This is a genomic window from Pseudomonas sp. EA_15y_Pfl1_P101 (assembly GCF_963970835.1).
Lineage (GTDB): Bacteria > Pseudomonadota > Gammaproteobacteria > Pseudomonadales > Pseudomonadaceae > Aquipseudomonas > Aquipseudomonas tritici.
In genome coordinates this window covers 322477-344623 of record NZ_CAXAPA010000005.1, presented here as the reverse complement: position 1 = coordinate 344623, position 22147 = coordinate 322477, and the positions used below count along the sequence as shown (strand labels likewise).

The following is a 22147-nucleotide window of genomic DNA, read 5'->3' as shown; positions in this document are numbered from 1 at the left end:
AGAAAGAAGCCGTGATCGGCAGATGCGCGCCTTGGAACGCAAGGCACGCAAACTTGGATTGCAGCTGGTTAAAGCGGCTTAAATTTTAAGAGCAAAAACAATGAGTTATTTTTTGTTTGATAAGAGCTGGCTTGCCTGCGATGGCGGCCTCTGGGCTGACCATGCGGTGTGGTTGGAATGAGTACATATCCATTTCTGCGGTAACGGCTACTTAGGGTTTCGCCCTTACGGCGAGTCACTTTTGGAAGAGCGCCAAAAGTAACCCAAAACGCTTCGCCCCACCACTCGGCACCTCGCTTAAGCTCGGTGTGCCAGAACGAAGGCTTGAATCCGTGGGCCGCCGCAATGGGCCATCCTTGGCCCAGTGCGGCTAACCCGGCGTCCTGCCGGGTTACCCACGGACTCAAGCCTGCGTTCGGCCAGCGTGGTTGATGGGGCGCCTGAGATCAAAATCAAAAACAGATCAAAAGCCAGAGCAACCGCTGCTCAGCCGAGCTCGGGCATCGGGCGGAAAGTTGTGTAGATACCTATGCCCATCGCAGGCAAGCCAGCTCCCACCTTGAACGGTTAACGCGGTCAAAATGTGAGAGCTGGCTTGCCTGCGATGGGGCCAGGTCAGTCAACGCAAATCAAACAGCCAGCAACCGCTCACGCAACTTGCCAATCTCATCGCGCATCTGCGCCGCCGCTTCAAACTCCAAGTCCCGCGCCAACTGGTACATCTTCTCTTCCAATTGCCGAATGCGCTTGGTGATTTCACTCGGCGAGCGCAGTTCGTTCTCGTACTTGGCGCTTTCCTCGGCAGCCTTGGCCATGCCCTTGCGCTTCTTGCTGCGCGAGCCCGGTACCACGGCGCCTTCCATGATGTCGGCAACGTCCTTGAACACACCCTTGGGCGTGATGCCATGTTCCAGGTTAAAGGCAATCTGTTTGTCGCGGCGGCGCTCGGTCTCGCCAATCGCCCGCTCCATGGAGCCGGTAATGCGGTCCGCGTAGAGAATCGCCCGCCCATTGAGGTTACGTGCCGCGCGGCCGATGGTCTGGATCAGCGAGCGTTCGGAACGCAGGAAACCCTCCTTGTCCGCATCGAGGATCGCCACCAGCGACACTTCCGGCATGTCCAGACCTTCACGCAGCAGGTTGATCCCCACCAGCACATCAAAGGTGCCCAGGCGAAGGTCGCGGATGATCTCCACGCGCTCTACCGTATCGATGTCCGAGTGCAGGTAGCGCACGCGCACGCCGTGGTCGGCGAGATAGTCAGTCAGGTCTTCAGACATGCGCTTGGTCAGCGTGGTGACCAGCACCCGCTCTTCCAGGGCCACGCGTTTGCCGATCTCCGAGAGCAAGTCATCGACCTGGGTCAACGCGGGCCGGATTTCGATTTGCGGGTCGACGAGACCCGTCGGGCGCACCAACTGCTCAACCACACGGCCCGCATGCTCGGCTTCGTAATTACCCGGCGTGGCCGAGACAAAAATCGTCTGCGGGCTGATGCTTTCAAACTCGTCAAAACGCATTGGCCGGTTGTCCAGCGCCGACGGCAGACGGAAACCGTATTCCACCAACGTCTCTTTACGCGAGCGGTCACCTTTGTACATCGCGCCGACCTGCGGCACGCTGACGTGGGACTCGTCGATCACCAACAGCGCGTCGTCCGGCAAGTAATCAAATAGTGTAGGCGGCGCCTGCCCGGAATCACGACCCGAGAGATAGCGCGAGTAGTTTTCGATACCGTTGCAGTAGCCCAGCTCCAGGATCATCTCCAGGTCGAAGCGGGTGCGCTGCTCCAGGCGCTGGGCTTCCACCAGTTTGTTGTTGGACCGCAGGTACTCCAGGCGCTCGGCCAACTCGGTCTTGATGCCCTCGATGGCGCCCATGAGGGTTTCGCGCGGGGTCACGTAGTGGCTTTTCGGATAGAACGTGAAGCGCGGCAGCTTGCGGATTACCTCGCCGGTCAACGGGTCGAAGGCCGACAGGCTCTCGACTTCATCGTCAAACAGTTCGATGCGGATCGCTTCCAGATCGGATTCCGCCGGGTAAATATCGATGACATCGCCGCGCACGCGGAAGGTCGCGCGGGCAAAGTCCATGTCATTGCGGGTGTATTGCAGGCTCGTCAGGCGGCGCAGCAACTCGCGCTGGTCGAGTTTGTCGCCGCGATCAACGTGCAGCACCATTTTCAAATAGGTTTCCGGGCTGCCCAGGCCGTAGATGCACGACACCGTGGTGACGATGATAGCGTCCTTGCGCTCGAGCAGCGCCTTGGTCGCCGACAGCCGCATCTGCTCGATGTGGTCGTTGATCGACGCGTCCTTCTCGATAAAGGTATCGGAGGACGGCACATAGGCTTCGGGCTGGTAGTAGTCGTAGTAGGAAACGAAGTATTCCACCGCGTTATTCGGGAAGAACGCCTTGAACTCGCCATACAACTGCGCGGCCAGGGTCTTGTTGGGCGCCAGCACCAGCGTGGGCCGGTTGATCTGCGCGATCACGTTGGCGATGCTGAAGGTCTTGCCCGAACCGGTCACCCCGAGCAGCGTCTGATGGGCCAGGCCGGCTTCGATGCCCTCGACCATCTGGCGAATGGCTTCTGGCTGATCGCCAGCGGGTTCAAAGCGGGTGACGAGTTGGAAATCCGACATAAGTACCTCGTGTAGTCACCCCAGACTGTAAACCCGTCGAGGACGAAATAGACCACAACCCGCGAAGATTCAGAGCGGACGGTAGGAAAAAACCATGATAGCCATAGAAGTGGTGGCGAATGTGTCGGGTTTCAAGGCAATACTCCTACGCGAGCTTTCCGATCACGGTTGCAATAAGACTAACGGCCAGCAAATAAACCTAAAAACTTGGCCGAAAAGCCGTTTCGGCTGTCGCCCTCAGCCGTGATGGCCTCTATACTAGCTCCCCGTTTGTGCACCGCTCTAGTGCATTCGGCTGGAGCGCGACACGTCCCTCCCTTCCCCCATAGAGCTGCCGCAAAATGAGCCTGTTCTCCGCTGTCGAAATGGCACCACGCGATCCTATCCTGGGCCTCAACGAAGCATTCAACGCCGATACACGAACCACCAAGGTCAACCTTGGCGTGGGCGTTTACTGCAACGAAGAGGGGAAGATTCCACTCTTGCGTGCCGTTGCCGAAGCGGAAGCCATTCGCGTGGCGCAACACGCAGCCCGAGGCTACCTGCCGATCGACGGCATCGCGGCGTATGACAAGGCCGTGCAAACGCTGCTGTTCGGTGCTGAGTCGCCACTGCTGGCCGCGAGTCGCGTCGTGACCGTCCAGGCCGTTGGCGGAACCGGCGCCCTGAAAATCGGTGCCGACTTCCTCAAGCAACTGCTGCCAGACGCCGTTGTCGCCATCAGCGACCCAAGCTGGGAAAACCACCGCGCCCTGTTCGAAACCGCGGGTTTCCCGGTGCAGAACTACCGCTACTACGACGCCGCCACCCACGACGTAAACCGTGCAGGCCTGCTCGAAGACCTCAACGCCCTGCCGCCACAGTCCATCGTGGTGCTGCACGCCTGCTGCCACAACCCGACCGGCGTCGACCTGAGCCCGGCCGACTGGCAGAATGTGCTGGATGTGGTCAAGGCCAAGAACCTGGTGCCGTTCCTCGACATGGCCTACCAGGGCTTTGGCGACGGCATCCACGAAGACGCCGCTGCCGTACGTCTTTTCGCTGAGTCGGGCCTGACCTTCTTTGTGTCCAGTTCGTTCTCCAAGTCGTTCTCGCTGTACGGCGAACGTGTGGGCGCGCTGTCCATCGTTAGCGACTCCAAGGAAGAAAGCGCGCGCATCCTGTCCCAGGTCAAGCGTGTGATCCGCACCAACTACTCCAACCCGCCGACCCACGGCGCGGCAATTGTTGCAGCGGTGTTGAACAACCCTGAGCTGCGCGCCCAATGGGAAGCCGAACTGGCTGAAATGCGCCTGCGCATCCGTGGCATGCGCGAGCAGATGGTCGCCGAACTGGCCAAGGCTGCTCCGGGCAAGGACTTCAGCTTTGTCGGCCGCCAGCGCGGGATGTTCTCCTACTCAGGCCTGACCGTTGAGCAAGTCACCCGCTTGCGCACCGAGTTTGGGATCTATGCACTGGATACCGGGCGTATCTGTGTGGCGGCGCTGAACCAGTCGAACATTGATGCGGTCACAAAGGCGATTGTTCAGGTTCTCTAACTTGGCGGCGCCGCCAGAAGGGAAGCCACGGCTTCCCTTTTTAATGCCTGTCAGAAAATGCCCTGCTCCCCTAGACTGAACCCTGATTGCCCCTTCGCTGTGAGAGCCTTATGAGAAACGATGACCTGGACCTGCGTGCCGACCGCGACGAGCTGGACCACTTCACCCCACGCGCGCCGCAAGCCAAGCGCCAGAAGAGCTTGGTGTTGCAGGTAGCGCTCGGCGTGTTCCTCGGAGGCTTGGCACTGTGGCTGGTGCAATTGGGTGCCACCGCGTTAATGGCAAAGCTGGCGATGGGCACCCTGCAATTCGGCGGCTGATAGAGATCAAAATGTGGCTGGCTTGCCTGCGATGCCAGCACCTCGGCGTATCAGGCAAAACGGGTTGATGCTATCGCAGGCAAGCCATATACAACATTCGATCTACTGGGTTACCAGAGCGCGTTCCTCCAGCAACTTCACAAAACTGTTCAAACTCTGCGAGACAGTGCCCCGCCGCCAGATCAGCCAAGTGTGCAATATCCGGAAATTTTCCGTCAGCGGCCACACACTCACCGCCGCAAACCCCGGCATGCTTTCCAGCATGCTGCGCGGCATCAGTGCCACCCCGGCCCCGGCGCTGACGCAGGCAAGCATGCCGTGATAGGACTCGATCTCGAAGATCTTGCCCGGTACCGCGCCGTCCTGTGAGAACCAGCGCTCAAAGTGATGCCGGTACGAGCAGTTCGAGCGAAAGGTGTAGATGTTCTCGCCGTTCACCTCTTGCCCTCGTGTGATCGGCGCGTGATGCAGCGGCGCAATCACCACCATCTCTTCTTCAAATACCGCTACGCCCTCAAGGGTGCTGTGCAGCACCGGGCCATCAACAAACGCCGCCGTCAGTCGACCCGACAGCACGCCTTCAATCATCGTGCCCGATGGCCCAGTGCTCAAGTCCAACTCGACCTTGGTGTGTTTCTGGTTGTAGGCCGCCAGCAATGCGGGTATGCGCACCGCCGCGGTGCTTTCCAGCGAGCCCAGGGCAAACGCGCCCTGGGGCTCCTCCCCCGCCACCGTCGCGCGGGCTTCCTGCACCAGGTCGAGGATGCGCCGCGCATAGCCGAGGAAATTCCACCCGGCCGGCGACAGGCGCAGGCGGCTTTTCTCTCGGATAAACAGTTCCACGCCCAGATCCTGCTCCAGTTGCTTGATGCGCGTGGTCAGGTTCGACGGCACCCGATGAATCAACTGCGCGGCGGCGCTGATGCTGCCCTGCTCGGCAACGGCCTTGAAGATTTCCAGCTGCACCAAATCCACGTCATTCTCCAATCGTGAACGTATTGCTTAATATTATTCAGTTTCCAGAAAAGAGATAGCCCCTTAGGCTGAACTCAACGTATTCATTCAGCAGGACGGCGCCATGAACGCAACCACCCATGCCCTCTCGATTAACCCGGTCAACGGCGAAACCGTCGCCAGCTATCCCTACGAAACCCATCAGCAACTGGACGCCGCCCTCGATCGCGCCACCCGCGCGTTCCGCACCTGGCGCCGCCAGCCAGTGAGCCAGCGCGCCGAGTTGCTGCTGAACCTGGCCAGCGCCCTGCGTGACCAAGCCGAAGAAATGGCCCAGACCATCATCCTGGAAATGGGCAAACCCATCGCCCAAGCCCGTGCCGAAATCGAAAAATGCGCGCAACTCAGCGAATGGTACGCCGCCCACGGTCCGGCCATGCTCGCCCCGGAACCGACCCTGGTGGACAACGGCAGCGCCCAGATCGAATACCGCCCGCTCGGCCCTATCCTGGCGGTAATGCCGTGGAACTTCCCAGTATGGCAAGTGCTGCGCGGCGCCGTGCCGACCATGCTTGCCGGCAACACCTACGTGCTCAAACACGCACCGAACGTGATGGGCAGTGCCTATCTGATCCAACAAACGTTTAAAAAGGCTGGCTTCGCCGAAGGGCTGTTCGAAGTGATCAACGTGGCCAACGAAGGCGTGACCAAAGCCATCGCCGACCCACGCATCGCCGCCGTTACCCTGACCGGCAGCGTGCGTGCCGGCATCGCCATTGGCTCCCAGGCCGGCGCTGCACTGAAAAAATGCGTGCTGGAACTCGGCGGCTCCGACCCGTTCATCGTACTCAACGACGCCGACCTCGACGCCGCCGTGCAAGCCGCCCTGATCGGCCGCTTCCAGAACAGCGGCCAAGTCTGCGCCGCCGCCAAGCGCCTGATCATCGAGGCCGGTGTGGTGGACGCCTTCACCGCCAAATTCCTCGAAGCCAGCCGCGCCCTGATAATGGGCGACCCGACTTGCGCCGCCACCTACATCGGCCCGATGGCGCGCTTCGACCTGCGCGACGAACTGCACGACCAGGTCCAGGCCACCCTGGAAGAAGGCGCAACCCTATTGCTGGGCGGCAACAAAGTACCCGGCGCCGGCAACTTCTACGCACCGACCGTACTGGCAAACGTCACCGACCAGATGACCTCATTCAAGCAGGAACTGTTCGGCCCCGTGGCCTCGATCATCACCGCCCGCGACGCCGACCACGCCGTGGCCCTGGCGAATGATAGCGAGTTCGGCCTCACCGCCAGCATCTTCACCACCGACCCGGCGAAGGCACGCGATATCGCCAACCAGTTGGAAACCGGCGGGATCTTCGTCAACGCCTTCAGCGTTTCCGACCCTCGGGTGGCGTTTGGCGGCGTGAAAAAAAGTGGGTTCGGCCGCGAGTTGTCGCACTTCGGCGTACGCGAATTCTGCAACGCGCAAACGGTGTGGCTGGATCGCAAATAAGTCGAGCATTACCTGTGGTGCGGGCGCTCGCTCCCGTGGGGCTGCGCAGTAGAGCTAAAGCGGCCTCAACACCGAATATGCCTGCGTACGCACTGCACCAGCCCGTCCAGTGCCTGGGACTTCACCGGCGCCAGCACGCACACCGTGTGCTCGCGCTGGCCCTCTGTCACGGTCAGGGTGTAATGCACCTGGCCTGGCTTGCCGGGCTCCGGGACGGTGCTCTGCGGCAACTGAAAAAAGTCTGAAGCCGCGATCAGTTGCCGCAACTCCTGCTGATCCTGCTCAGGCAGCGCGTCCAGCTTCACCGTACGGGGCTGGGCCAAACCGGGGAAAAATGCCGGTCCGCCGTTTTCCTTGATCGAAATCTGCATGGTTGCTCCTCACGTCAAACCGAAATGCCGACCGCTTTCCAACCTTCCTTGACCGCCTTCTGCTCATCCTTGTTCGCGCCGTAGAGTCGACCGGCACTATCGTAGGTGATGCGCGCAAAGCGCAGAAACCCCGAGTTGGGCCGCAGCCGCGCATCGCGCAACGCGTCATACCAGATACGCCCGGCGTGCTCCCAGGCGAACCCGCCCAACTTCGTCGCCACTTGGTAGAACGCATGGTTGGGGATGCCGGAATTGATATGCACCCCTCCATTGTCCTCGTAGGTCTGGACAAAATCATCCATGTGCCCAGGCTGAGGGTCCTTGCCCAGCAGTTCGTCGTCAAACGCGGTGCCGGGGGCTTTCATCGAACGCAGGGCGGTGCCTTTGATCTTTGGCGTAAACAGCCCCTTGCCGATCAGCCAGTCGGCGTCTTGCGCCGATTGCTGCAGTGCATATTGCTTGATCAGTGAGCCGAACACGTCCGACAGCGACTCGTTCAACGCGCCGGACTGGTTGAAGTACATCAGCTTGGCCTCATCCTCGGTGACGCCATGGGCCAGCTCATGGCCAATCACGTCGAGCGCCACTGTGAAGCGATTGAACAACTGCTCATCGCCATCGCCAAACACCATCTGGGAAGAGTTCCAGAACGCATTGTTGTAGTTCTGGCCAAAATGAACGGTCGCATCCAATGCCATGCCGGCATCATCGATGGAGTTGCGGTCGAAGACCTGCTCGAAAAAATCAAAGGTGGCGCCCAAGCCGTCATAGGCCTCGTCCACCGCCGCATCACCGCTGGCGGGCTGCCCTTCGCCACGGACCAGCGTTCCCGGCAGGCTGTCGGTGCCCTCGGCGCTGTAGATCGAGCGCCGCTTGCCTGCGGCCATGGCCAGTGCCATGTGAGCGGGCCCTTTGGCGGGCACCGCGACCATGCGCAACGAACGGAACGTGCTGTCTTTAGCGCGGGTGCGCAACGCGATTTCCCGCTGCGCTTTATCACCGTTGCGGGCGATCTGGTCGAGCATGTAGGGCGGGATCAGGCAGAAAATCGGATTGCGATGCTGCTGGCGAACACACATTGGCTGGCTCCATTTGGCATGTGACAACGTCCGGGTATCGATTCAGGATAGCTCCATGGGGTTAACGCGTGTCATCAATTGTCATTAACCTATGTTGCAGTCGTGCTTATCCAAGGAGGACTGACCGATGCCCGCACGCAAAACCAAAATCGACCTTTCGTACCGCCCACGGCTCGCCGACCTGCGCCCGCTGCTCGCGCCCAGCCCCACTCTGCTTGAGGCCAAGGCGGCGACGCCACGCGTCACTGCGGCCAAGGACTTCAAGGACCGGAGCGGCTACGCCGAGGATTTTCTCGGCAGCTTCGTGGTGCCCTGGCCCACCGTTGAGGGCGCGATTGCGGATGATGTACAGACGCTGAAAGAGGGCGGCGACCGCCTGGACTACACGCACTTCTCGGTGACGATGTCACGCTCAAGGCGCCTCGCGCTGTACGTGGGCGCCAATATCGACGGGGGGCTGCATGTGGACGTTGCCCGCAGAAACGACATTTGGGCCTACGATGGCCGCCTGCCCATCGACGCGCAGGTGGGCGAAGACCTCTACGCCAGCAATGGCCTTGATCGCGGCCACCTGGTACGCCGACAGGACCCCAATTGGGGCGACGAGGCGAAAATCGCCAACGTCGACACATTCCACTTCACCAACTGCTCGCCGCAGATGAGTGGGTTCAACCAGAAGACCTGGCTGGAACTCGAAGACTATATTCTCGATAACACACAACGTTGGAAAGCCCGCGCCACCGTGTTTACCGGGCCGGTGTTTGCCGACGACGACCGTGTGTACCGGGGCGTTAAAATCCCCAAGGCCTTCTGGAAAGTCGTCGCCTACCTCGGCGACGACGGCAAGCCTTGCGCGAGCGCCTACATGATTGACCAGAGCCGCGAGTTGGGCCGGCTCGAGCTGGTGTTCGGCCAGCTCAGGACCTACCAACGCAGTGTGATCCAGATAGAACGGCTGACCGGCATCCGTTTTGCCAACCTTGCCGACTACGACGGCTTCAGCAACGAAGAACGCGCCACCGGCACGCGGATTGAAGCGTTGATACAAGGTCCGGAAGACATTCGTCTCTGACCGACGCTTCAAATGCACCACGTGTGGGAGCACAGGTATCTACACATTTTTGATGTGATAACGCGTAGCAGAGTGCTCGCTCAAGATGTGGAGATACTTATGGCTATCGCAGCAGCTCGACAAGCCAGCTCCCACATTTTGATCTGTGGTGATTGGCCGAATCAGTCGAGCTTCGGCCTTCACGCTGAACAACCGCGCCAGTCCACCCAGACGGTTCAAGGTGCGAGCGATCATTGCGCATTGATGTAATGAAAATGCGCCCGGGTCTTCTCAACGGCCGCACGCACTTTGTCGGCCCCCGCCAGAGCTACCACCATCTTCATGCCCCGCGTCTTTGGAGCTCCCGCTGACGCGCCTGATCGACTACCATACCGCGCCGGTTCCCAAACGGGACTAATAGGGAATCCGAAGCGCGCTACACCCGCGCCAATCGGAACTGCCCCCGCAACTGTAGGTGCTGAGCCTGCTCCTTAATGCCACTGGATCACGTCCGGGAAGGCTGGAGCGTGGCGACGACGCATCAGTCAGGAGACCTGCCGGCTTAAGCTCAATCACTAACCGGCGGGGTGTCCGGGAGGACACGCTTGCCTGTCTCCACCACAGTGCTCAAGGGTGTGTTTCCGAACCGTACCTCCCCAGTTCGACGTACGGTTCACTCGGAGATTGCCCCATGCTGCCACGCGTTACCGCCCTGCTCGCCGGCGTCAGCTTCTGTGCCCTGGCCCAAGCCGCACCCACCCACTACCCACTGACCGTGGAAAACTGCGGCAGCCGCCTGACCTTCCAACAGGCTCCCGCGCGCAGCGTGACGATTGGCCAGGCGGCTACCGAGATGCTTTACGCGCTGGGCGTGGGCGATAAAGTGGTTGGCACTTCGTTGTGGTTCAACAGCGTATTGCCGCAGTTCAAGGCGCAAAACGACAGCATCGAGCGCCTGGCCAACAACGAGCCGAGCTTCGAAGCGGTGATCGCCAAGCGCCCGCAACTGGTGGCCGCCGAGCTGGAATGGGTGGTCGGGCCACAAGGCGTGGTCGGCACCCGCGAGCAATTCCATGAGCTGAAGATCCCCACCTACCTGCTGCCCTCCGACTGCGAAGGCAAAGACAACCTGGTGGGCGCCGATGGCACGCGGCTGGAGCCTTTCCGCATCGCGACGATCTACAAAAGCATCAGCCAGTTGGCGCAAATTTTCGACGTACAGGATCGCGGCGAACAATTGAACGACGAACTCAAGGCGCGCCTGGCCAAGTCGGTCGCCACCGTGCAAAGCAAAGGCCTCAAGCACGCCAGCGCGTTGGTGTGGTTCTCCAGTTCCGAGATGGCCAGCGAGCCGTACGTGGCCGGCCACAAAGGCATTCCCGAATTCATGCTGCAAACCCTCGGCCTTTCCAACGTGGTGCAGTCCGATGAAGAATGGCCCGCCGTCGGCTGGGAAACCATCGCCAAGGCCAACCCGACCTTTTTGATCATCGCACGCATGGACCGGCGCCGTTACCCGGCTGACGACCATGAAAAGAAACTGGCCTTTTTGCGCAGCGACCCGGTCACGCGCAACATGGACGCGGTGAAAAACAACCGCATCATCATCATCGATGCCATGGCGCTGCAGGCCAGCATTCGTACGTTCGACGGCCTTGAACAACTGGCGGCCGCCATCGACGGCTACGACCTGCACAAATGACTGCCAGCCTGATCCGGACCCTACTGGCCCTGGCCTTGCTACTGATCGCCGTGCTCGCCGGCGTGGCCATCGGTGAAACCGCCATCTCGCCGCACGTCGTGCTCCAGGTACTCGCCAATAAACTGTGGGCGGCCGGCTATGCGCTGGACCCGATCGATGAGGGCGTGGTGTGGAACTACCGCCTCACACGTGCCCTGGTAGCCGCCGCGTGCGGTGCGGGACTGGCGACGTGCGGGGTGATTCTGCAGTCGTTATTGCGTAACCCGTTGGCCGATCCGTACCTGCTGGGCATCAGCGCCGGCGCCTCGACTGGCGCGGTGCTGGTGGCGCTGATGGGCGTGGGTGGCGGGCTGATCTCGTTGTCGGCCGGTGCGTTTGTCGGCGCGGTGGCGGCGTTTGCCTTGGTGATTCTGCTGGCGCGCGCCAGCGGTTCGTCGAGCGGCACCGGCCAGATCATCCTCGCCGGCATTGCCGGATCGCAGCTGTTCAATGCGCTTACCGCGTTCCTGATCACCAAGTCGGCCAGCTCCGAACAGGCGCGCGGCATCATGTTCTGGCTGTTGGGCAACCTCAGCGGCGTGCGCTGGCCGTCGGTGTGGCTGGCGGTGCCGGTGGCGGTTGTGGGCTTGGCCGTGTGCCTGTGGCATCGTCGGGCGCTGGATGCGTTCACCTTTGGCAGTGACTCGGCGGCGTCCCTTGGTATCCCCGTGCGCCGCGTGCAATTTGTGTTGGTGGGCTGCGCGGCACTGGTGACGGCCGTGATGGTGTCGATTGTCGGCGCCATCGGCTTTGTCGGGCTGGTGATCCCCCACGCCGTGCGTCTGTTGCTCGGCACCGGGCACTCACGCTTGCTGCCGGCCAGCGCACTCGGCGGCGCGCTGTTTTTGATTGCAGCGGATGTGCTGTCGCGCACGCTGATCAAGGGCCAGGTGATTCCGGTCGGCGTGGTCACGGCGCTGGTCGGTGCGCCGGTGTTCGCGCTGATCCTCATTGGCCGGAGGAACGCGCGATGACGGTTTTAAGCTGCACGGGGTTGGGCTTCAAGGTGCGTGAGGCTGAGTTATTACGCGATATTAACCTGGACGTGCAGTTGGGTGAAACCTTGGGAATTGTCGGGCCAAACGGTTCCGGTAAATCCACCTTGCTCAAACTGCTGGCAGGCTTGCGCGCGCCGGCATCTGGCGCAGTGTTGTTGGGCGGCCAGCCTTTGGGTGACCTGTCTCGCCGCGCCATCGCGCAGCAACTGGCCGTGGTGGAGCAACAGGCTGACACGGACGATGCCATCCGCGTGTTCGACGCCGTGGCGCTGGGCCGTACGCCGTGGTTGTCGGCGCTGAGCCCGTGGTCCAGCGAAGACGATGCCATCGTGAACCAGGCCTTGCATGACGTCGACGCCACTCACCTGAGCAAACGCGCTTGGCGCAGCCTCTCGGGCGGTGAACGCCAACGCGTGCACATCGCCCGCGCATTGGCGCAACGGCCACAGATATTGCTACTGGATGAGCCGACCAATCATTTGGATATCCAGCATCAGCTGGCGATCTTGAAGGGTGTGCAAGGGCTGCCGGTGACCACATTGATTGCGCTGCATGACCTGAATCAAGCGCTGACCTGTGATCGGCTGGCGGTACTGGATCGTGGACGGCTGGTGGCGCTGGGCGAGCCGATGGAAGTGCTGACGCCGCAGCGCTTGCAGGAGACGTTTGGGGTGCAGGCGCACTACCTGACAGACCCGTTTGATGGCGCGCAGATACTGCGGTTGCGCCCGAACTGAGTAACGCCGGTTACGACAACACCAGAAATCCAATGCTGGCTTCGGCTCTACAGCACAGGAATACAGCCGTGACCGCCTGAATCCGTCGGTTTTCGCTCATACAACCTCAATCTGCGTAATGCCCACCACCTGCGCCTGCTCCAGAATTTCCTCCGGCGTCGCATCCGCAGGGGGCAGGATCAAGCCATTCTCGGCATCGCCAAAATGCAATTGCAGCAAGTGCAACGCCGCCTCATGCACCGGCAATTCGGGCTGCTTGAATTCGAACACATGGGTGCGCAATTCTTCGTTGAAGCGGTAGTTGAGCGTGTATTGGCGCATCGTGGAGTCCTCATGATGAGAGAAGAGCAGCTGATTAACCTGACTCTTTGATCAAGTTTTTAGTTCAATGGATCAGCCTTTCAACGGCCTCAAATCACAGGTACCACTCACTGGCGCAACTCACAGACTGCACTGCCCTTCATCCCCGACGCATGCACGCTCACGTGGCGTACGGTAAACCCTGGTTTCTCGACAAGCTTCTTCTCTTCCCAGACGCCGCCGTTTTCGACTTGATAACCGACAGTGCCATCTGCTTGCCAGGTCAGCCGTAGGGTGTACACGCCGTTATGGTCGGGAGCTCGATGGAAGAAGGTATCGATGATTGGCTTTGCCTTGTTGAAAGTGCGCAGCTGGAATAGCCGCACGTCGCTGTCGGCGGGCGTATAGCTGGACAGGAACAGCGTATCGTCTTGCGCAGCATCCTCGGCGGCCGCAAGAATGACCGAAGGCACCCACTTTGCGCCACGGTCCTGGGTGTCGGTGGCGACCTTGCAGGTCAACTGGCCTTTGCCCGTGACGTCTTGGCGCAAGGCCGTCTCGTAATAGCCGTAGGGCACGTCGAAGCGCAGTGTCTTCTCGGTGACTTGCTCACAGCCGGCCAGCAAATAAAGCGCCGATAACCCGATGAGTCCTTGAAGAACCTTCACGTGCTTTCCTTGGCTTGAATGGGGGAGCGAAAGGTTATCCGGACGAAGGCAGATTGAGTACTCCCCCGCCCATTCTTTGACTGATCCACTGGCGGCTATAGGCAAGTACACCCTGCGCCATCACCAACGGAAAATGGATAAAACCATGGGCCGACTCCGGTAACAGATGCGCCTCAGCCCCGGGCCACTGCTCAGCAATCAACAAGGTGTCATCTTTCAACGGGTCTAACTCCCCGACAAACATCAACGCTGGCGGCAACCCGCCGAAGTCGCCATACAGCGGTGACAACGGCGCCTGCCGACGCTCGCCCTCACTCAACCCTGGCGTCAACATGCGCAGCGCTTCGACCATGCCAGGCCCGTCCAGCAGCAAGGTTTCGGGCCCCGCCGCGCGCACGCTGGGGGTGCCGGTCAAATCGTAAACGCCGTAGTACAACACCGCCCCGCTTACCCGTTTGAGCAAATCAGGCCACTGTTTCAACGCTAGCAGTGTCGCCGCCGCCAGATGCCCGCCCGCCGATTCGCCGACGACGAACACCGGCAACTCGGCAAACTCATCCGTGGTCAGCAACCAACGCGCGGCCGCGAGGCAGTCGTCCATCAGCCCTTCGACCGGCGTGTCGACCGCCAGCCGATAATCCACCGACACCACCGCCACGTCGCACGCGTTGACCATGCCCAGATTGAGGTCGTCGTCCATCTGCGCATTGCCAATCACCCAGCCACCACCGTGGATATCCAGTACCACGCCTTTGGGTTTGCCGCTCGGCCGCAGGATGCGCACAGGCACTGAGTCGACCACCTTGCACTCCGCATCCGGCCCTTTCCTGACCTTTTGGCTGACGCGCAACAGCGCCTGAATCAGACGCGGTGTAACCCGATTGCGGATTTTAAAGCGCGGCATCCACGCGAGCTTTTGATTGAAGCGGCGCATCTCGGCCAGTTCAGGTTCACTGGCGGGCCAGAGCTTGTGGGTCATCAGCGGTTATTCCGCAGGATCGAGAAATTCAACGCCGCCGCGACACACAGCCACGCCAGGTAGGGGAACAGGATCAAGCCGGTGATCAGGTCCAGGCGCACGGCGAGCACTACCATCGCGGCCACGGTGACCCACAGCAACGCGATAATCACCATGCTGGCGAAAATCCGATGGGCGCCGAAGAACACCGGGGTCCACAGCGTGTTAAGCGCAATCTGCGCCGCCCACAACGCCAGCACGATTTCGCTGCCCGGGATCAGGCTCAAGCGGTAGCCGGCCCAGGCCAGCAGCAGATAGATAATCGTCCAGGCCACGGGAAACAGCCAGTTTGGCGGGGTGAAGCTGGGCTTTACGAGGGATTCGTACCAGGCGCCTGGTTTGAAAATGATGCCGGTGCTGGCAGCCGCCGCGCAGGCCAGCAGGAAAATAAAAAAGGTCATCGTCTGTCCTTGCTGTCGTCAGTGTTAGTGATGGGAAGGCTTTCTGCGTGCATCCTTCAATGACTCAAATGCCCGCGCAAAAATTCCATCACGCGTTGCAATTGGCGTAAACAGAGGCCTCTTCTTCACGTCATCAAAATTCGCTAAGGTGGCACAACACCTCATGAGACCTCGCCCCTTGGCCCACTCCTGTGCTGATCATCCCGGCAGCCCCTGGTCGGTATTCCTGATCTTCCTGCGCCTGGGCCTCACCTCGTTCGGCGGCCCGATTGCGCACCTGGGTTATTTTCGCGAGGAGTTCGTCACACGGCGACGCTGGCTGAGCGAGCGCAGTTACGCGGAATTGGTTGCGTTGTGCCAATTCCTTCCTGGCCCGGCCAGCAGCCAGGTCGGCATCGCGCTGGGCCTGTCCCGCGCCGGTTACGCTGGCGCCGCTGCTGCCTGGGCCGGGTTTACACTGCCGTCAGCCATCGCGCTGATTCTGTTCGCCCTGGGCCTTTCCCACTATGGCAGCGCCCTCCCCGACGGCGCGCTGCATGGCCTCAAAGTCGTCGCCGTGGCCGTGGTCGCCCAAGCCGTCTGGGGCATGGCGCGCGCCCTGTGCCAAGGCCTGGCGCGTGTGATGCTGATGCTGATTGCGGCGTGTATGGTGCTGCTGGAACCGTCCGCCTGGGCCCAGGTCGGGGTGATTTGCGCCGCAGGCGTGGCCGGTCTGCTGCTGTTCAAACATGAGCCGAGCGCCGAGCCTGACACGCTGCCGGTCGCCATCAGCCGCCGCGCGGGTGCCCTGTGGCTGGGGCTGTTCCTCGTGTTGCTGGCGGGCCTGCCGATGCTGGCCGGCTGGCTGCCCAATCCCACGCTGGCCTTGGTAGATGCCTTTTACCGCACCGGCTCGCTGGTGTTCGGCGGCGGCCATGTGGTGCTGCCGTTGCTGCAAGCCGAAGTGGTGCCACCGCACTGGGTGAACAATGACGTATTCCTCGCGGGCTACGGCGCCACGCAAGCCGTGCCCGGCCCGCTGTTCACCTTTGCCGCGTTCCTTGGCGCCTCGATGAACCATGCCCCGAACGGCTGGATGGGAGGTGTGATCGCCCTGCTGGCGATCTTTGCCCCGTCATTTTTGCTGGTGATGGGTGCACTGCCGTTCTGGGCAACCCTGCGCCGCAGCCCACGCACCCAGGCTGCGCTGGCCGGCGTGAACGCGGCAGTGGTGGGGTTATTGCTGGCGGCGCTGTATCAGCCGGTGTGGACCAGTGCGATCTTCACTGCGCTGGACTTCAGCTTGGCACTGGTCGCGTTGGTGGCGCTGATGTTCTGGAAGCTGCCGCCCTGGTTGGTGGTGGCCGCCAGCGCCGTGCTGGGAGGGTTACTGGGCTGAACCCGGCGCCACAATCTTCAGCCACGGCCAACGCGCTTGATAACGCTTGGCCTTGTGCATGAACAACGCCGGCTCCGCATGCAGCGGGTTGATGCGCAGCACGCCGTGTTCCACGTCATCCAACCCATAGGGCGCGTACACCTCACCCGTCGCGATATCCAAGCCGATGCACGTACCTGCCACCAGGTAACGATCCACGCCCTGCTTGGCCGAGTGCAACTGCGGATAGGGCCGACCAAACCGCTCGCCGTACCAAAGGTGCACCCGCGCCTGGTTCTTCACCTCCACATTCACGCCCAGGTCCTGGAACAGCGCCTCGGCAGAACGAATCACCGCATCTTCCGCCTCGTAGGACACGTCTGTGTCGAAGTAAAAAACGTCGTAGTCTTTCACGCCCTGAGCGGCGGGAAGATTCACTTGATGGTTCCACACTGCCTGGAACAGACAGCCGGCGGTGAGCATGCATTGGTCCACGCCGAGGTCGGGCAGGCGTGCGGTGATTTCGGCGTTGATGGGGTTGGCCATGGCCAGTTGGAGTAGGGTCTCGACCGTCAATGTCATGCTCAATCCTTCGTTGTGAGGCCAGTTCCAGGAGGCAATTCTATAGCGTATTGGATGGCGGTCTGCTCGCCAAAAGCGACAAGACTTACAGCCTCACCGACCCTGGCCGCGCTGCTTACGTGGAACAAGCACCTGGCTTTTGTTACTCACAAGGCTATGAAACCGCCAAAATCGAGGGCATCTCCCCCAACACCGGCCCAATGGGCGCCGCCGTGGATAAATCCTGGATCGTGACGGTGGACATCCGCCAGAAACCCATCGCCGCCTGGGCCAAAATCCCAGCGATAGAAGAACTGGCGCGCAACCCGGAAAACTTCTCCGACGTGCCGAAGACCTGCCACGTGACCGTGGGCCGGGGTGGCCGTCTCTAAGGTTGCCTGGTCGCCGACTTCTCGGGGATCGGGTTTAGTGGCCTGAGTTGGGTATTGAAAGTGCATGAGCTTCATCAGTCAGACATTGCGTCTGAGCTTGATGGTGGCTGTGCGTAGGGCGCCTTCGGGCGCGCCGGCTTTGATATCCACCGGTCTACTAACCTGCGTACAGCTGCCACCTTTTTGTTTAGTCGCGACGAGGTGATGGCCTTAATCTGGATATCGTCATGTCTCAAGCAAAACCTGAGACATCCGCCCTATTCAGCGTCGCCCTGGCTATCCACCAACTGAGCGAACTGGGCGTGTTGCTCACGTCCAAACTCCTTGACCGCGAAGCACCCTACCCCGGCTAATTGTTAGCCCTTCAACTCCCCCGCCCGATTACTCGCCGCGTCGTCGTAGGCCACATACAACGACTCGGCGATTTGGCTCTTGATGGTTTTGGTGGACTCAAGCCCCAACACAAATCCCTCAGCCTTACCGCCGGCGCGGTTGAGTTCTTCATGGGTTGAAGCGCCGGTGATGGCTTCGAGGAGCTTGATGGCGTGAGGGCCTAAGCCTTTGGGAAGGGAGATTTGGTCGATGGACATTGCGGTACCTTTTAAGAATGGGGTCGGTAGCGCGTTAACCACTGCCGGGGGTTGGCATGGTAGACCGGTTGTGAAAGAAAGGGGGCGCTTTCGGCCGAAATAGCCATTGGAACATACCAATTACGGTTTCCCCGCGTTGCCCGGCGAGGGCAGTTTGAAGATAGCCACGGCGCAGTACCACACTTCGTCAACGCCCGAGACACTCGACCGCACAGTCTCGCCTGCGCAAGAGCGCGAGATATACGAACAACAGGTGCAGGGCCGTCTCTGCGGGGTGACGGCCAAGGTGGTCAAGTCGGCGGTGTGCGCCTACACCGTGACGCCGGACCACCATTTCATCATCGACCAGCCCCCCACGTTGCAGCACACCCTGGTGGTGTCGCCGTGTTCGGGGCATGGCTTCAAGCATTCGGCGGCGCTGGGGGAGGCGTTTGCGCAGTGGTGCATCCGGGGGGCGAGCGAGCTGGATTTATCGTCGTTTTCGTTGAGGCGTTTCGAAGGTCAATAACTGCAAAGAATGGGGGCAAAGCTGCCCCCCTAAGCCACGTTATTTCGCGAACGCGTACTCCCCGCCCTGCTCCACCGCTTTGCGATACGCAGGCCGCGCCTGGAATTTTTCCACCCACGCGGCCAGGTTCGGGTAGGCCTGCAATTTGCCTTGGGCGCCGGCGACTTCACCGATAAAGCTCATCTGGATATCCGCGCTGCTCAATTCATCGCCGACCAGGTAAGGCGTCTGCCCCAGTACATCGTTCAAGTAACCCAAATAATTGGCCACCTCCGATTCGATACGCGGGTGCAACGGCGCGCCTGCGTCGCCGAGGCGGCCGACATAGAGGTTGAGCATCAACGGCAGCATGGCCGAGCCTTCGGCGAAATGCAGCCATTGCACGTAGCTGTCGTAGGTGGCGCTGGCGGGATCAGGCTGCAGACGGCCCTGGCCGTGGCGGCGGATCAGGTAGTCAATGATGGCGGCAGATTCGATCAACACCTGGCCACCGTCTTCGATTACCGGAGATTTGCCCAGTGGGTGGATGGCCTTGAGTTCAGGCGGCGCGAGGTTGGTTTTTGGGTCGCGCTGGTAACGCTTGATTTCGTAGGGCAGGCCGAGTTCTTCGAGCAGCCACAGGATGCGTTGCGAGCGTGAGTTGTTGAGGTGGTGGACGATGATCATTGAATGCTCCGCTGGGCGACAGGGGTGTCTTGCAAACAGACTACGCCAGCGCCCAGGAGTGCAGACAATTAAATTTCTACCGATTGTGGAGGCGTTTGGCTGATTTGAACACTACGTGGCCTGATCTGCCAGCGCAGCAAAAAAAGTAGCACGCTACGCTGTCGTATTGGCCTTGAACAATTCGCTCATGAGGTCCGTCGCCGCGCCGTGTCCGAACACATGGGCAGAATCCTGCTGTGTCGGGGACAGTGTTCCCTTGTTTCTGATGCTTTGTCCCGTGTACACCAGCGTACCTTCGAGCACCTCGACCGCACTGTGATAACCCAACCCCACTAAGAAGGCACTTGCACCCGCGGCACGGGCATAGCGCTGTTCTTGCTGCGCTGACATCAAACCTGGCGACTCCCCGCCCTCTGGACGAATCGGGTGACCGCGCAGTGCTCCCACGTACTGGTCTTTCGCTTTGACACCACGCAACATATCCCAGGTTTGAAGTATCTCGGCCGGAGAAGCCGACATGTGCCCGACAAAGGGTTCGGTGGTTTCTTTGATACGAGGCGTACTGATATCGAAGACTGCCCAGCGATTGGCGGGGATACGTTTGGCTGCATCGATATTCAGCAATTCGTCGGCAACCGAGCCCGTATTGTGTACTCCGGCGCGGAAGGGAATGTGTTTTGGTGACTCAAAGGAGCGGACTTTCCGCTCCGCCCTTTTGTCCGGGCCAACAGCAGTAGAACCGCCCGTGTCCCGCATAGCCTGTACGGATGCCGGGGACGGTATCTGCACGCCATGTGCCTCCAACTGATCATTCAGCGCCGTCATCATCTCCACACTTGCATTGGCAGGGGTGGTGTAAAAACCGCCGATATCACCCATCAGTGCAATCACCACAGCCCTGTCCGTAGCACTTACCTCCACGCCAGCCGGCAAAAGCTCAGGCGCGCTGACTCGTTGTAACGCTGCCAGCAAATCGGCGGTTGTTCCCCCCTCCAATAATCTGCCCTCGCCTAATAAATGAGCACCGAGCGTTTTCTGGTGCTCGGGACTGAGATTCGAGACAACCTTATGCAGTAGCTTGGCAGCAGCCCCCAATTCCTTAATCAGGACGTCTGCGGGGTGATAAAGCACACCTCGGGCGGATGCCGTTTGCTTCAATGCCAACGTTTTAGTTTGCGCACGAGTGGTTAACCCGGCCGGATCGGTATGGGTTATTTTTTGATGGGCGTGATCTTTGACCTGTAGTGCATGGCTGAACGTGGCGGCATCATTGGCGGCTTTCTCCAAAGCGCCGTAGTTCATGAAAATTTTGGTGCCCACCTTGTCGAATCCATCTCGACCTCCAAACGCTTCTTGCAGTTTTTCTCGCGCACTCCCCTGCTTCAGCGCATAGGCGATTTCATCCATTGAGTGCCCGCCATCAATATAGATAAATAACAGGGCTTGAATAGCCAGGTAAGTTTCTATGTCATCAGCACTCGCCTGTGCATGGGCATCTTTGCACGCGCGTAAAGCGCCATGCTCGATCAAAATAGAGCCCGAAGGACCATTGACATAGGTCCCTGTACCTTTTCCAAAAAAGTCTTTTAAATAAGAGCCAGGCTTGAATGCATCCGGATGATTGGGATCTTGCATTTCAAGCCTGTCCGGGCAGCGCGTACTGGCGCTGGCTAATAACTGATTTTTGTAATCGCTTTCGTATTTAATATAATGAGGTTCATTAAGCCGCAAGTCCCTGGGCGTGGCGTCAATGTTCCTCATAATCCCAACATTGAAACTGTCTGCCTGCCTGAACAAGTTACCCTCTTTGGCGTTGAGTTCCACGCGCCCTTTACCAGGCGCCTTGATCGGATCAAACACGCCGTCCCAATGCCCCACTGGAAGTTTCGCTTCGGCCTCGGGCTCATTCTTCAGCGCATAACTCATGTAACGATGTTTGTAGATATCGAATATTGCCTGCTGCGCCGACGGTGTCACCTCCAGCGTTTCGAGGGTTTTCTTGGCACGCGTATAGAAGCCTTGCAACTGATCCAAACCGACAATGGCGGTGTCAAAACTTTCATTGCGCCAGGCAGCTTCATACTTTTCGACTAAGGCGGCAGGGATGAGATGTTGTTTAAGATAATCAACTTGGCGAGTGGAGATATCTGAAAATTTCTGGTACTTCTCTGGGCTACTGAAATAATCTTGCAAGGCGTGCTTAGCGTAATAGCTCTCGAACGCCCGCCTGACCGGATCGTTGACCATGGTAAGCCTCATCGCCCCCTCCACACTGTGAGTGCCTTGGTCGTTGACGAGTTTGGAAAGCTCAGCCATGCGGGCCTCCGGGTCCTTGATATGCTGGAGTCCCGCCAGGATTTTTTGGGTTTCCGTTTGAGTGGGGCTCGTAATCCTGAACCGATTCAACCCCAGACTCAACGCGCCATCCTTGATGGATGCCTTGCCCGGCACGACATTGTCTTGAGAGTATTTTTCAACAATTTCACTGTCAATCACAGCATTGTAGACGGCACCATTTCTGACTTGCGCAACATACGCACCATCATCAAGAAAATGAACCGGCTGTTCTTTGCCTCCGTTTTTCATGGTCAACGTAGGCAGTGTGTTGGAGGAAACCTCAATAGCCTTATTCTTGATGTAATCAAAGTTTTTGACAAATTCCGTCTTTCTCAGGCCATTATCCTCAACCCGCTGCCCCATAGGCGTCTGCTGCACGGGTGCAGTGCCAGTTTCAATTACCATTAT

General features: G+C 59.9%; 21 protein-coding genes, 2 pseudogenes and 1 riboswitch. Of the genes and pseudogenes, 11 read left to right on the top strand and 12 right to left on the bottom strand.

What is annotated here, in order from left to right:
* Positions 1-629 precede the first annotated feature (629 nt).
* Positions 630-2645, bottom strand: a complete 2016-nt coding sequence (gene uvrB, locus AACY36_RS10715; RefSeq protein ID WP_065880879.1) for an excinuclease ABC subunit UvrB — start codon at positions 2643-2645, stop codon at positions 630-632.
* A 341-nt stretch (positions 2646-2986) separates the two neighbouring features.
* On the opposite strand from uvrB, the gene AACY36_RS10710 reads away from it, so the two are divergent.
* A complete protein-coding gene (locus AACY36_RS10710) occupies positions 2987-4183 on the top strand; it encodes an amino acid aminotransferase (RefSeq protein ID WP_339416357.1) in 1197 nt (398 codons plus the stop codon).
* 110 nt (positions 4184-4293) lie between these two features.
* The gene (locus AACY36_RS10705; protein WP_038442076.1) at positions 4294-4503 is read left to right on the top strand and encodes a hypothetical protein; all 210 of its coding nucleotides are present in this window, start codon (positions 4294-4296) and stop codon (positions 4501-4503) included.
* Positions 4504-4605: 102 nt separating this feature from the next.
* On the opposite strand, the gene ptrR is transcribed toward AACY36_RS10705, so the two are convergent.
* Positions 4606-5478: a putrescine utilization regulator PtrR gene (ptrR, locus tag AACY36_RS10700; RefSeq protein WP_339416359.1), complete on the bottom strand. Its 873-nt coding sequence runs from the start codon at positions 5476-5478 to the stop codon at positions 4606-4608.
* A 103-nt stretch (positions 5479-5581) separates the two neighbouring features.
* Between ptrR and AACY36_RS10695 the strand changes: the two genes are divergently transcribed.
* On the top strand, positions 5582-6964 hold the full coding sequence (locus tag AACY36_RS10695; protein WP_339416361.1) for an aldehyde dehydrogenase family protein: 1383 nt from the start codon (positions 5582-5584) through the stop codon (positions 6962-6964).
* Positions 6965-7029: 65 nt separating this feature from the next.
* Here the strand turns inward: AACY36_RS10695 and AACY36_RS10690 are convergent, their stop codons facing one another.
* Both AACY36_RS10690 and AACY36_RS10685 read right to left on the bottom strand, forming a co-directional pair.
* Positions 7030-7335, bottom strand: coding sequence for a protealysin inhibitor emfourin (locus tag AACY36_RS10690; protein WP_339416362.1), 306 nt, complete (start codon positions 7333-7335; stop codon positions 7030-7032).
* 14 nt (positions 7336-7349) lie between these two features.
* Complete coding sequence (locus tag AACY36_RS10685; protein ID WP_339416363.1) at positions 7350-8414, bottom strand: M4 family metallopeptidase; 1065 nt, start codon at positions 8412-8414, stop codon at positions 7350-7352.
* 127 nt (positions 8415-8541) lie between these two features.
* Here AACY36_RS10685 and AACY36_RS10680 point away from each other — a divergent pair, with 127 nt between their 5' ends.
* The 4 genes from AACY36_RS10680 (at position 8542) to AACY36_RS10665 (ending at position 12941) form a co-directional block, all read left to right on the top strand.
* A complete protein-coding gene (locus AACY36_RS10680) occupies positions 8542-9486 on the top strand; it encodes a DNA/RNA non-specific endonuclease (protein ID WP_339416364.1) in 945 nt (314 codons plus the stop codon).
* 360 nt (positions 9487-9846) lie between these two features.
* Positions 9847-10041: riboswitch (cobalamin riboswitch) on the top strand.
* A gap of 115 nt (positions 10042-10156) precedes the next feature.
* Complete coding sequence (locus AACY36_RS10675) at positions 10157-11167, top strand: ABC transporter substrate-binding protein (RefSeq protein WP_339416365.1); 1011 nt, start codon at positions 10157-10159, stop codon at positions 11165-11167.
* A gap of 8 nt (positions 11168-11175) precedes the next feature.
* On the top strand, positions 11176-12180 hold the full coding sequence (locus AACY36_RS10670) for a FecCD family ABC transporter permease (protein WP_339416751.1): 1005 nt from the start codon (positions 11176-11178) through the stop codon (positions 12178-12180).
* A complete protein-coding gene (locus AACY36_RS10665) occupies positions 12177-12941 on the top strand; it encodes an ABC transporter ATP-binding protein (RefSeq protein ID WP_339497055.1) in 765 nt (254 codons plus the stop codon). The genes AACY36_RS10670 and AACY36_RS10665 overlap by 4 nt, the downstream gene beginning before the upstream one ends.
* A 96-nt stretch (positions 12942-13037) precedes the next feature.
* On the opposite strand, the gene AACY36_RS10660 is transcribed toward AACY36_RS10665, so the two are convergent.
* The 4 genes from AACY36_RS10660 to tspO all read right to left on the bottom strand — a co-directional run bounded on the left by AACY36_RS10660 (position 13038) and on the right by tspO (position 15328).
* Complete coding sequence (locus AACY36_RS10660) at positions 13038-13262, bottom strand: hypothetical protein (RefSeq protein WP_065874145.1); 225 nt, start codon at positions 13260-13262, stop codon at positions 13038-13040.
* Positions 13263-13369: 107 nt separating this feature from the next.
* A complete protein-coding gene (locus AACY36_RS10655; RefSeq protein WP_339416368.1) occupies positions 13370-13909 on the bottom strand; it encodes a hypothetical protein in 540 nt (179 codons plus the stop codon).
* A 34-nt stretch (positions 13910-13943) separates the two neighbouring features.
* The gene (locus tag AACY36_RS10650) at positions 13944-14888 is read right to left on the bottom strand and encodes an alpha/beta hydrolase fold domain-containing protein (RefSeq protein WP_339439490.1); all 945 of its coding nucleotides are present in this window, start codon (positions 14886-14888) and stop codon (positions 13944-13946) included.
* Positions 14888-15328, bottom strand: coding sequence for a tryptophan-rich sensory protein TspO (gene tspO, locus AACY36_RS10645; protein ID WP_339416370.1), 441 nt, complete (start codon positions 15326-15328; stop codon positions 14888-14890). The genes AACY36_RS10650 and tspO overlap by 1 nt, the downstream gene beginning before the upstream one ends.
* Positions 15329-15491: 163 nt before the next feature.
* Between tspO and chrA the strand changes: the two genes are divergently transcribed.
* Positions 15492-16706 (top strand): chromate efflux transporter, encoded by a 1215-nt coding sequence (gene chrA, locus AACY36_RS10640; protein WP_339497054.1) that lies wholly within the window; start codon positions 15492-15494, stop codon positions 16704-16706.
* Here chrA and AACY36_RS10635 read toward each other — a convergent pair.
* On the bottom strand, positions 16695-17267 hold the full coding sequence (locus AACY36_RS10635; RefSeq protein WP_339416372.1) for a nucleotidyltransferase family protein: 573 nt from the start codon (positions 17265-17267) through the stop codon (positions 16695-16697). The genes chrA and AACY36_RS10635 overlap by 12 nt on opposite strands.
* Here AACY36_RS10635 and AACY36_RS10630 point away from each other — a divergent pair.
* Positions 17261-17638: a hypothetical protein gene (locus AACY36_RS10630; RefSeq protein ID WP_339497053.1), complete on the top strand. Its 378-nt coding sequence runs from the start codon at positions 17261-17263 to the stop codon at positions 17636-17638. The two genes, AACY36_RS10635 and AACY36_RS10630, sit on opposite strands and share 7 nt — an antisense overlap.
* Before the next feature lie 266 nt (positions 17639-17904).
* Positions 17905-17991 (top strand): annotated as a pseudogene (locus tag AACY36_RS10625) (DUF6124 family protein); the annotation flags it as partial.
* Between the two features lie 3 nt (positions 17992-17994).
* Here the strand turns inward: AACY36_RS10625 and AACY36_RS10620 are convergent.
* On the bottom strand, positions 17995-18228 hold the full coding sequence (locus AACY36_RS10620) for a hypothetical protein (protein ID WP_339416375.1): 234 nt from the start codon (positions 18226-18228) through the stop codon (positions 17995-17997).
* Between the two features lie 118 nt (positions 18229-18346).
* On the opposite strand from AACY36_RS10620, the pseudogene AACY36_RS10615 reads away from it, so the two are divergent.
* Positions 18347-18736, top strand: a pseudogene (locus AACY36_RS10615) (FAD-dependent oxidoreductase); the annotation flags it as partial.
* A 39-nt stretch (positions 18737-18775) separates the two neighbouring features.
* Here the strand turns inward: AACY36_RS10615 and AACY36_RS10610 are convergent.
* Positions 18776-19402 (bottom strand): glutathione S-transferase family protein, encoded by a 627-nt coding sequence (locus AACY36_RS10610; RefSeq protein ID WP_339497052.1) that lies wholly within the window; start codon positions 19400-19402, stop codon positions 18776-18778.
* A gap of 153 nt (positions 19403-19555) precedes the next feature.
* Positions 19556-22144, bottom strand: a complete 2589-nt coding sequence (locus AACY36_RS10605; protein ID WP_339416378.1) for a hypothetical protein — start codon at positions 22142-22144, stop codon at positions 19556-19558.
* Positions 22145-22147: the final 3 nt, after the last annotated feature.

What these genes read in the sequence shown, in the direction of transcription:
- uvrB (WP_065880879.1), bottom strand. Translation starts at nt 2,645, where the DNA reads ATGTCGGATTTCCAACTCGTCACCCGCTTTGAACCCGCTGGCGATCAG.
- AACY36_RS10710 (WP_339416357.1), top strand. Translation starts at nt 2,987, where the DNA reads ATGAGCCTGTTCTCCGCTGTCGAAATGGCACCACGCGATCCTATCCTG.
- AACY36_RS10705 (WP_038442076.1), top strand. Translation starts at nt 4,294, where the DNA reads ATGAGAAACGATGACCTGGACCTGCGTGCCGACCGCGACGAGCTGGAC.
- AACY36_RS10695 (WP_339416361.1), top strand. Translation starts at nt 5,582, where the DNA reads ATGAACGCAACCACCCATGCCCTCTCGATTAACCCGGTCAACGGCGAA.
- AACY36_RS10690 (WP_339416362.1), bottom strand. Translation starts at nt 7,335, where the DNA reads ATGCAGATTTCGATCAAGGAAAACGGCGGACCGGCATTTTTCCCCGGT.
- AACY36_RS10685 (WP_339416363.1), bottom strand. Translation starts at nt 8,414, where the DNA reads ATGTGTGTTCGCCAGCAGCATCGCAATCCGATTTTCTGCCTGATCCCG.
- AACY36_RS10680 (WP_339416364.1), top strand. Translation starts at nt 8,542, where the DNA reads ATGCCCGCACGCAAAACCAAAATCGACCTTTCGTACCGCCCACGGCTC.
- AACY36_RS10675 (WP_339416365.1), top strand. Translation starts at nt 10,157, where the DNA reads ATGCTGCCACGCGTTACCGCCCTGCTCGCCGGCGTCAGCTTCTGTGCC.
- AACY36_RS10665 (WP_339497055.1), top strand. Translation starts at nt 12,177, where the DNA reads ATGACGGTTTTAAGCTGCACGGGGTTGGGCTTCAAGGTGCGTGAGGCT.
- AACY36_RS10660 (WP_065874145.1), bottom strand. Translation starts at nt 13,262, where the DNA reads ATGCGCCAATACACGCTCAACTACCGCTTCAACGAAGAATTGCGCACC.
- AACY36_RS10650 (WP_339439490.1), bottom strand. Translation starts at nt 14,888, where the DNA reads ATGACCCACAAGCTCTGGCCCGCCAGTGAACCTGAACTGGCCGAGATG.
- tspO (WP_339416370.1), bottom strand. Translation starts at nt 15,328, where the DNA reads ATGACCTTTTTTATTTTCCTGCTGGCCTGCGCGGCGGCTGCCAGCACC.
- chrA (WP_339497054.1), top strand. Translation starts at nt 15,492, where the DNA reads ATGAGACCTCGCCCCTTGGCCCACTCCTGTGCTGATCATCCCGGCAGC.
- AACY36_RS10630 (WP_339497053.1), top strand. Translation starts at nt 17,261, where the DNA reads ATGTCATGCTCAATCCTTCGTTGTGAGGCCAGTTCCAGGAGGCAATTC.
- AACY36_RS10635 (WP_339416372.1), bottom strand. Translation starts at nt 17,267, where the DNA reads ATGACATTGACGGTCGAGACCCTACTCCAACTGGCCATGGCCAACCCC.
- AACY36_RS10620 (WP_339416375.1), bottom strand. Translation starts at nt 18,228, where the DNA reads ATGTCCATCGACCAAATCTCCCTTCCCAAAGGCTTAGGCCCTCACGCC.
- AACY36_RS10610 (WP_339497052.1), bottom strand. Translation starts at nt 19,402, where the DNA reads ATGATCATCGTCCACCACCTCAACAACTCACGCTCGCAACGCATCCTG.
- AACY36_RS10605 (WP_339416378.1), bottom strand. Translation starts at nt 22,144, where the DNA reads ATGGTAATTGAAACTGGCACTGCACCCGTGCAGCAGACGCCTATGGGG.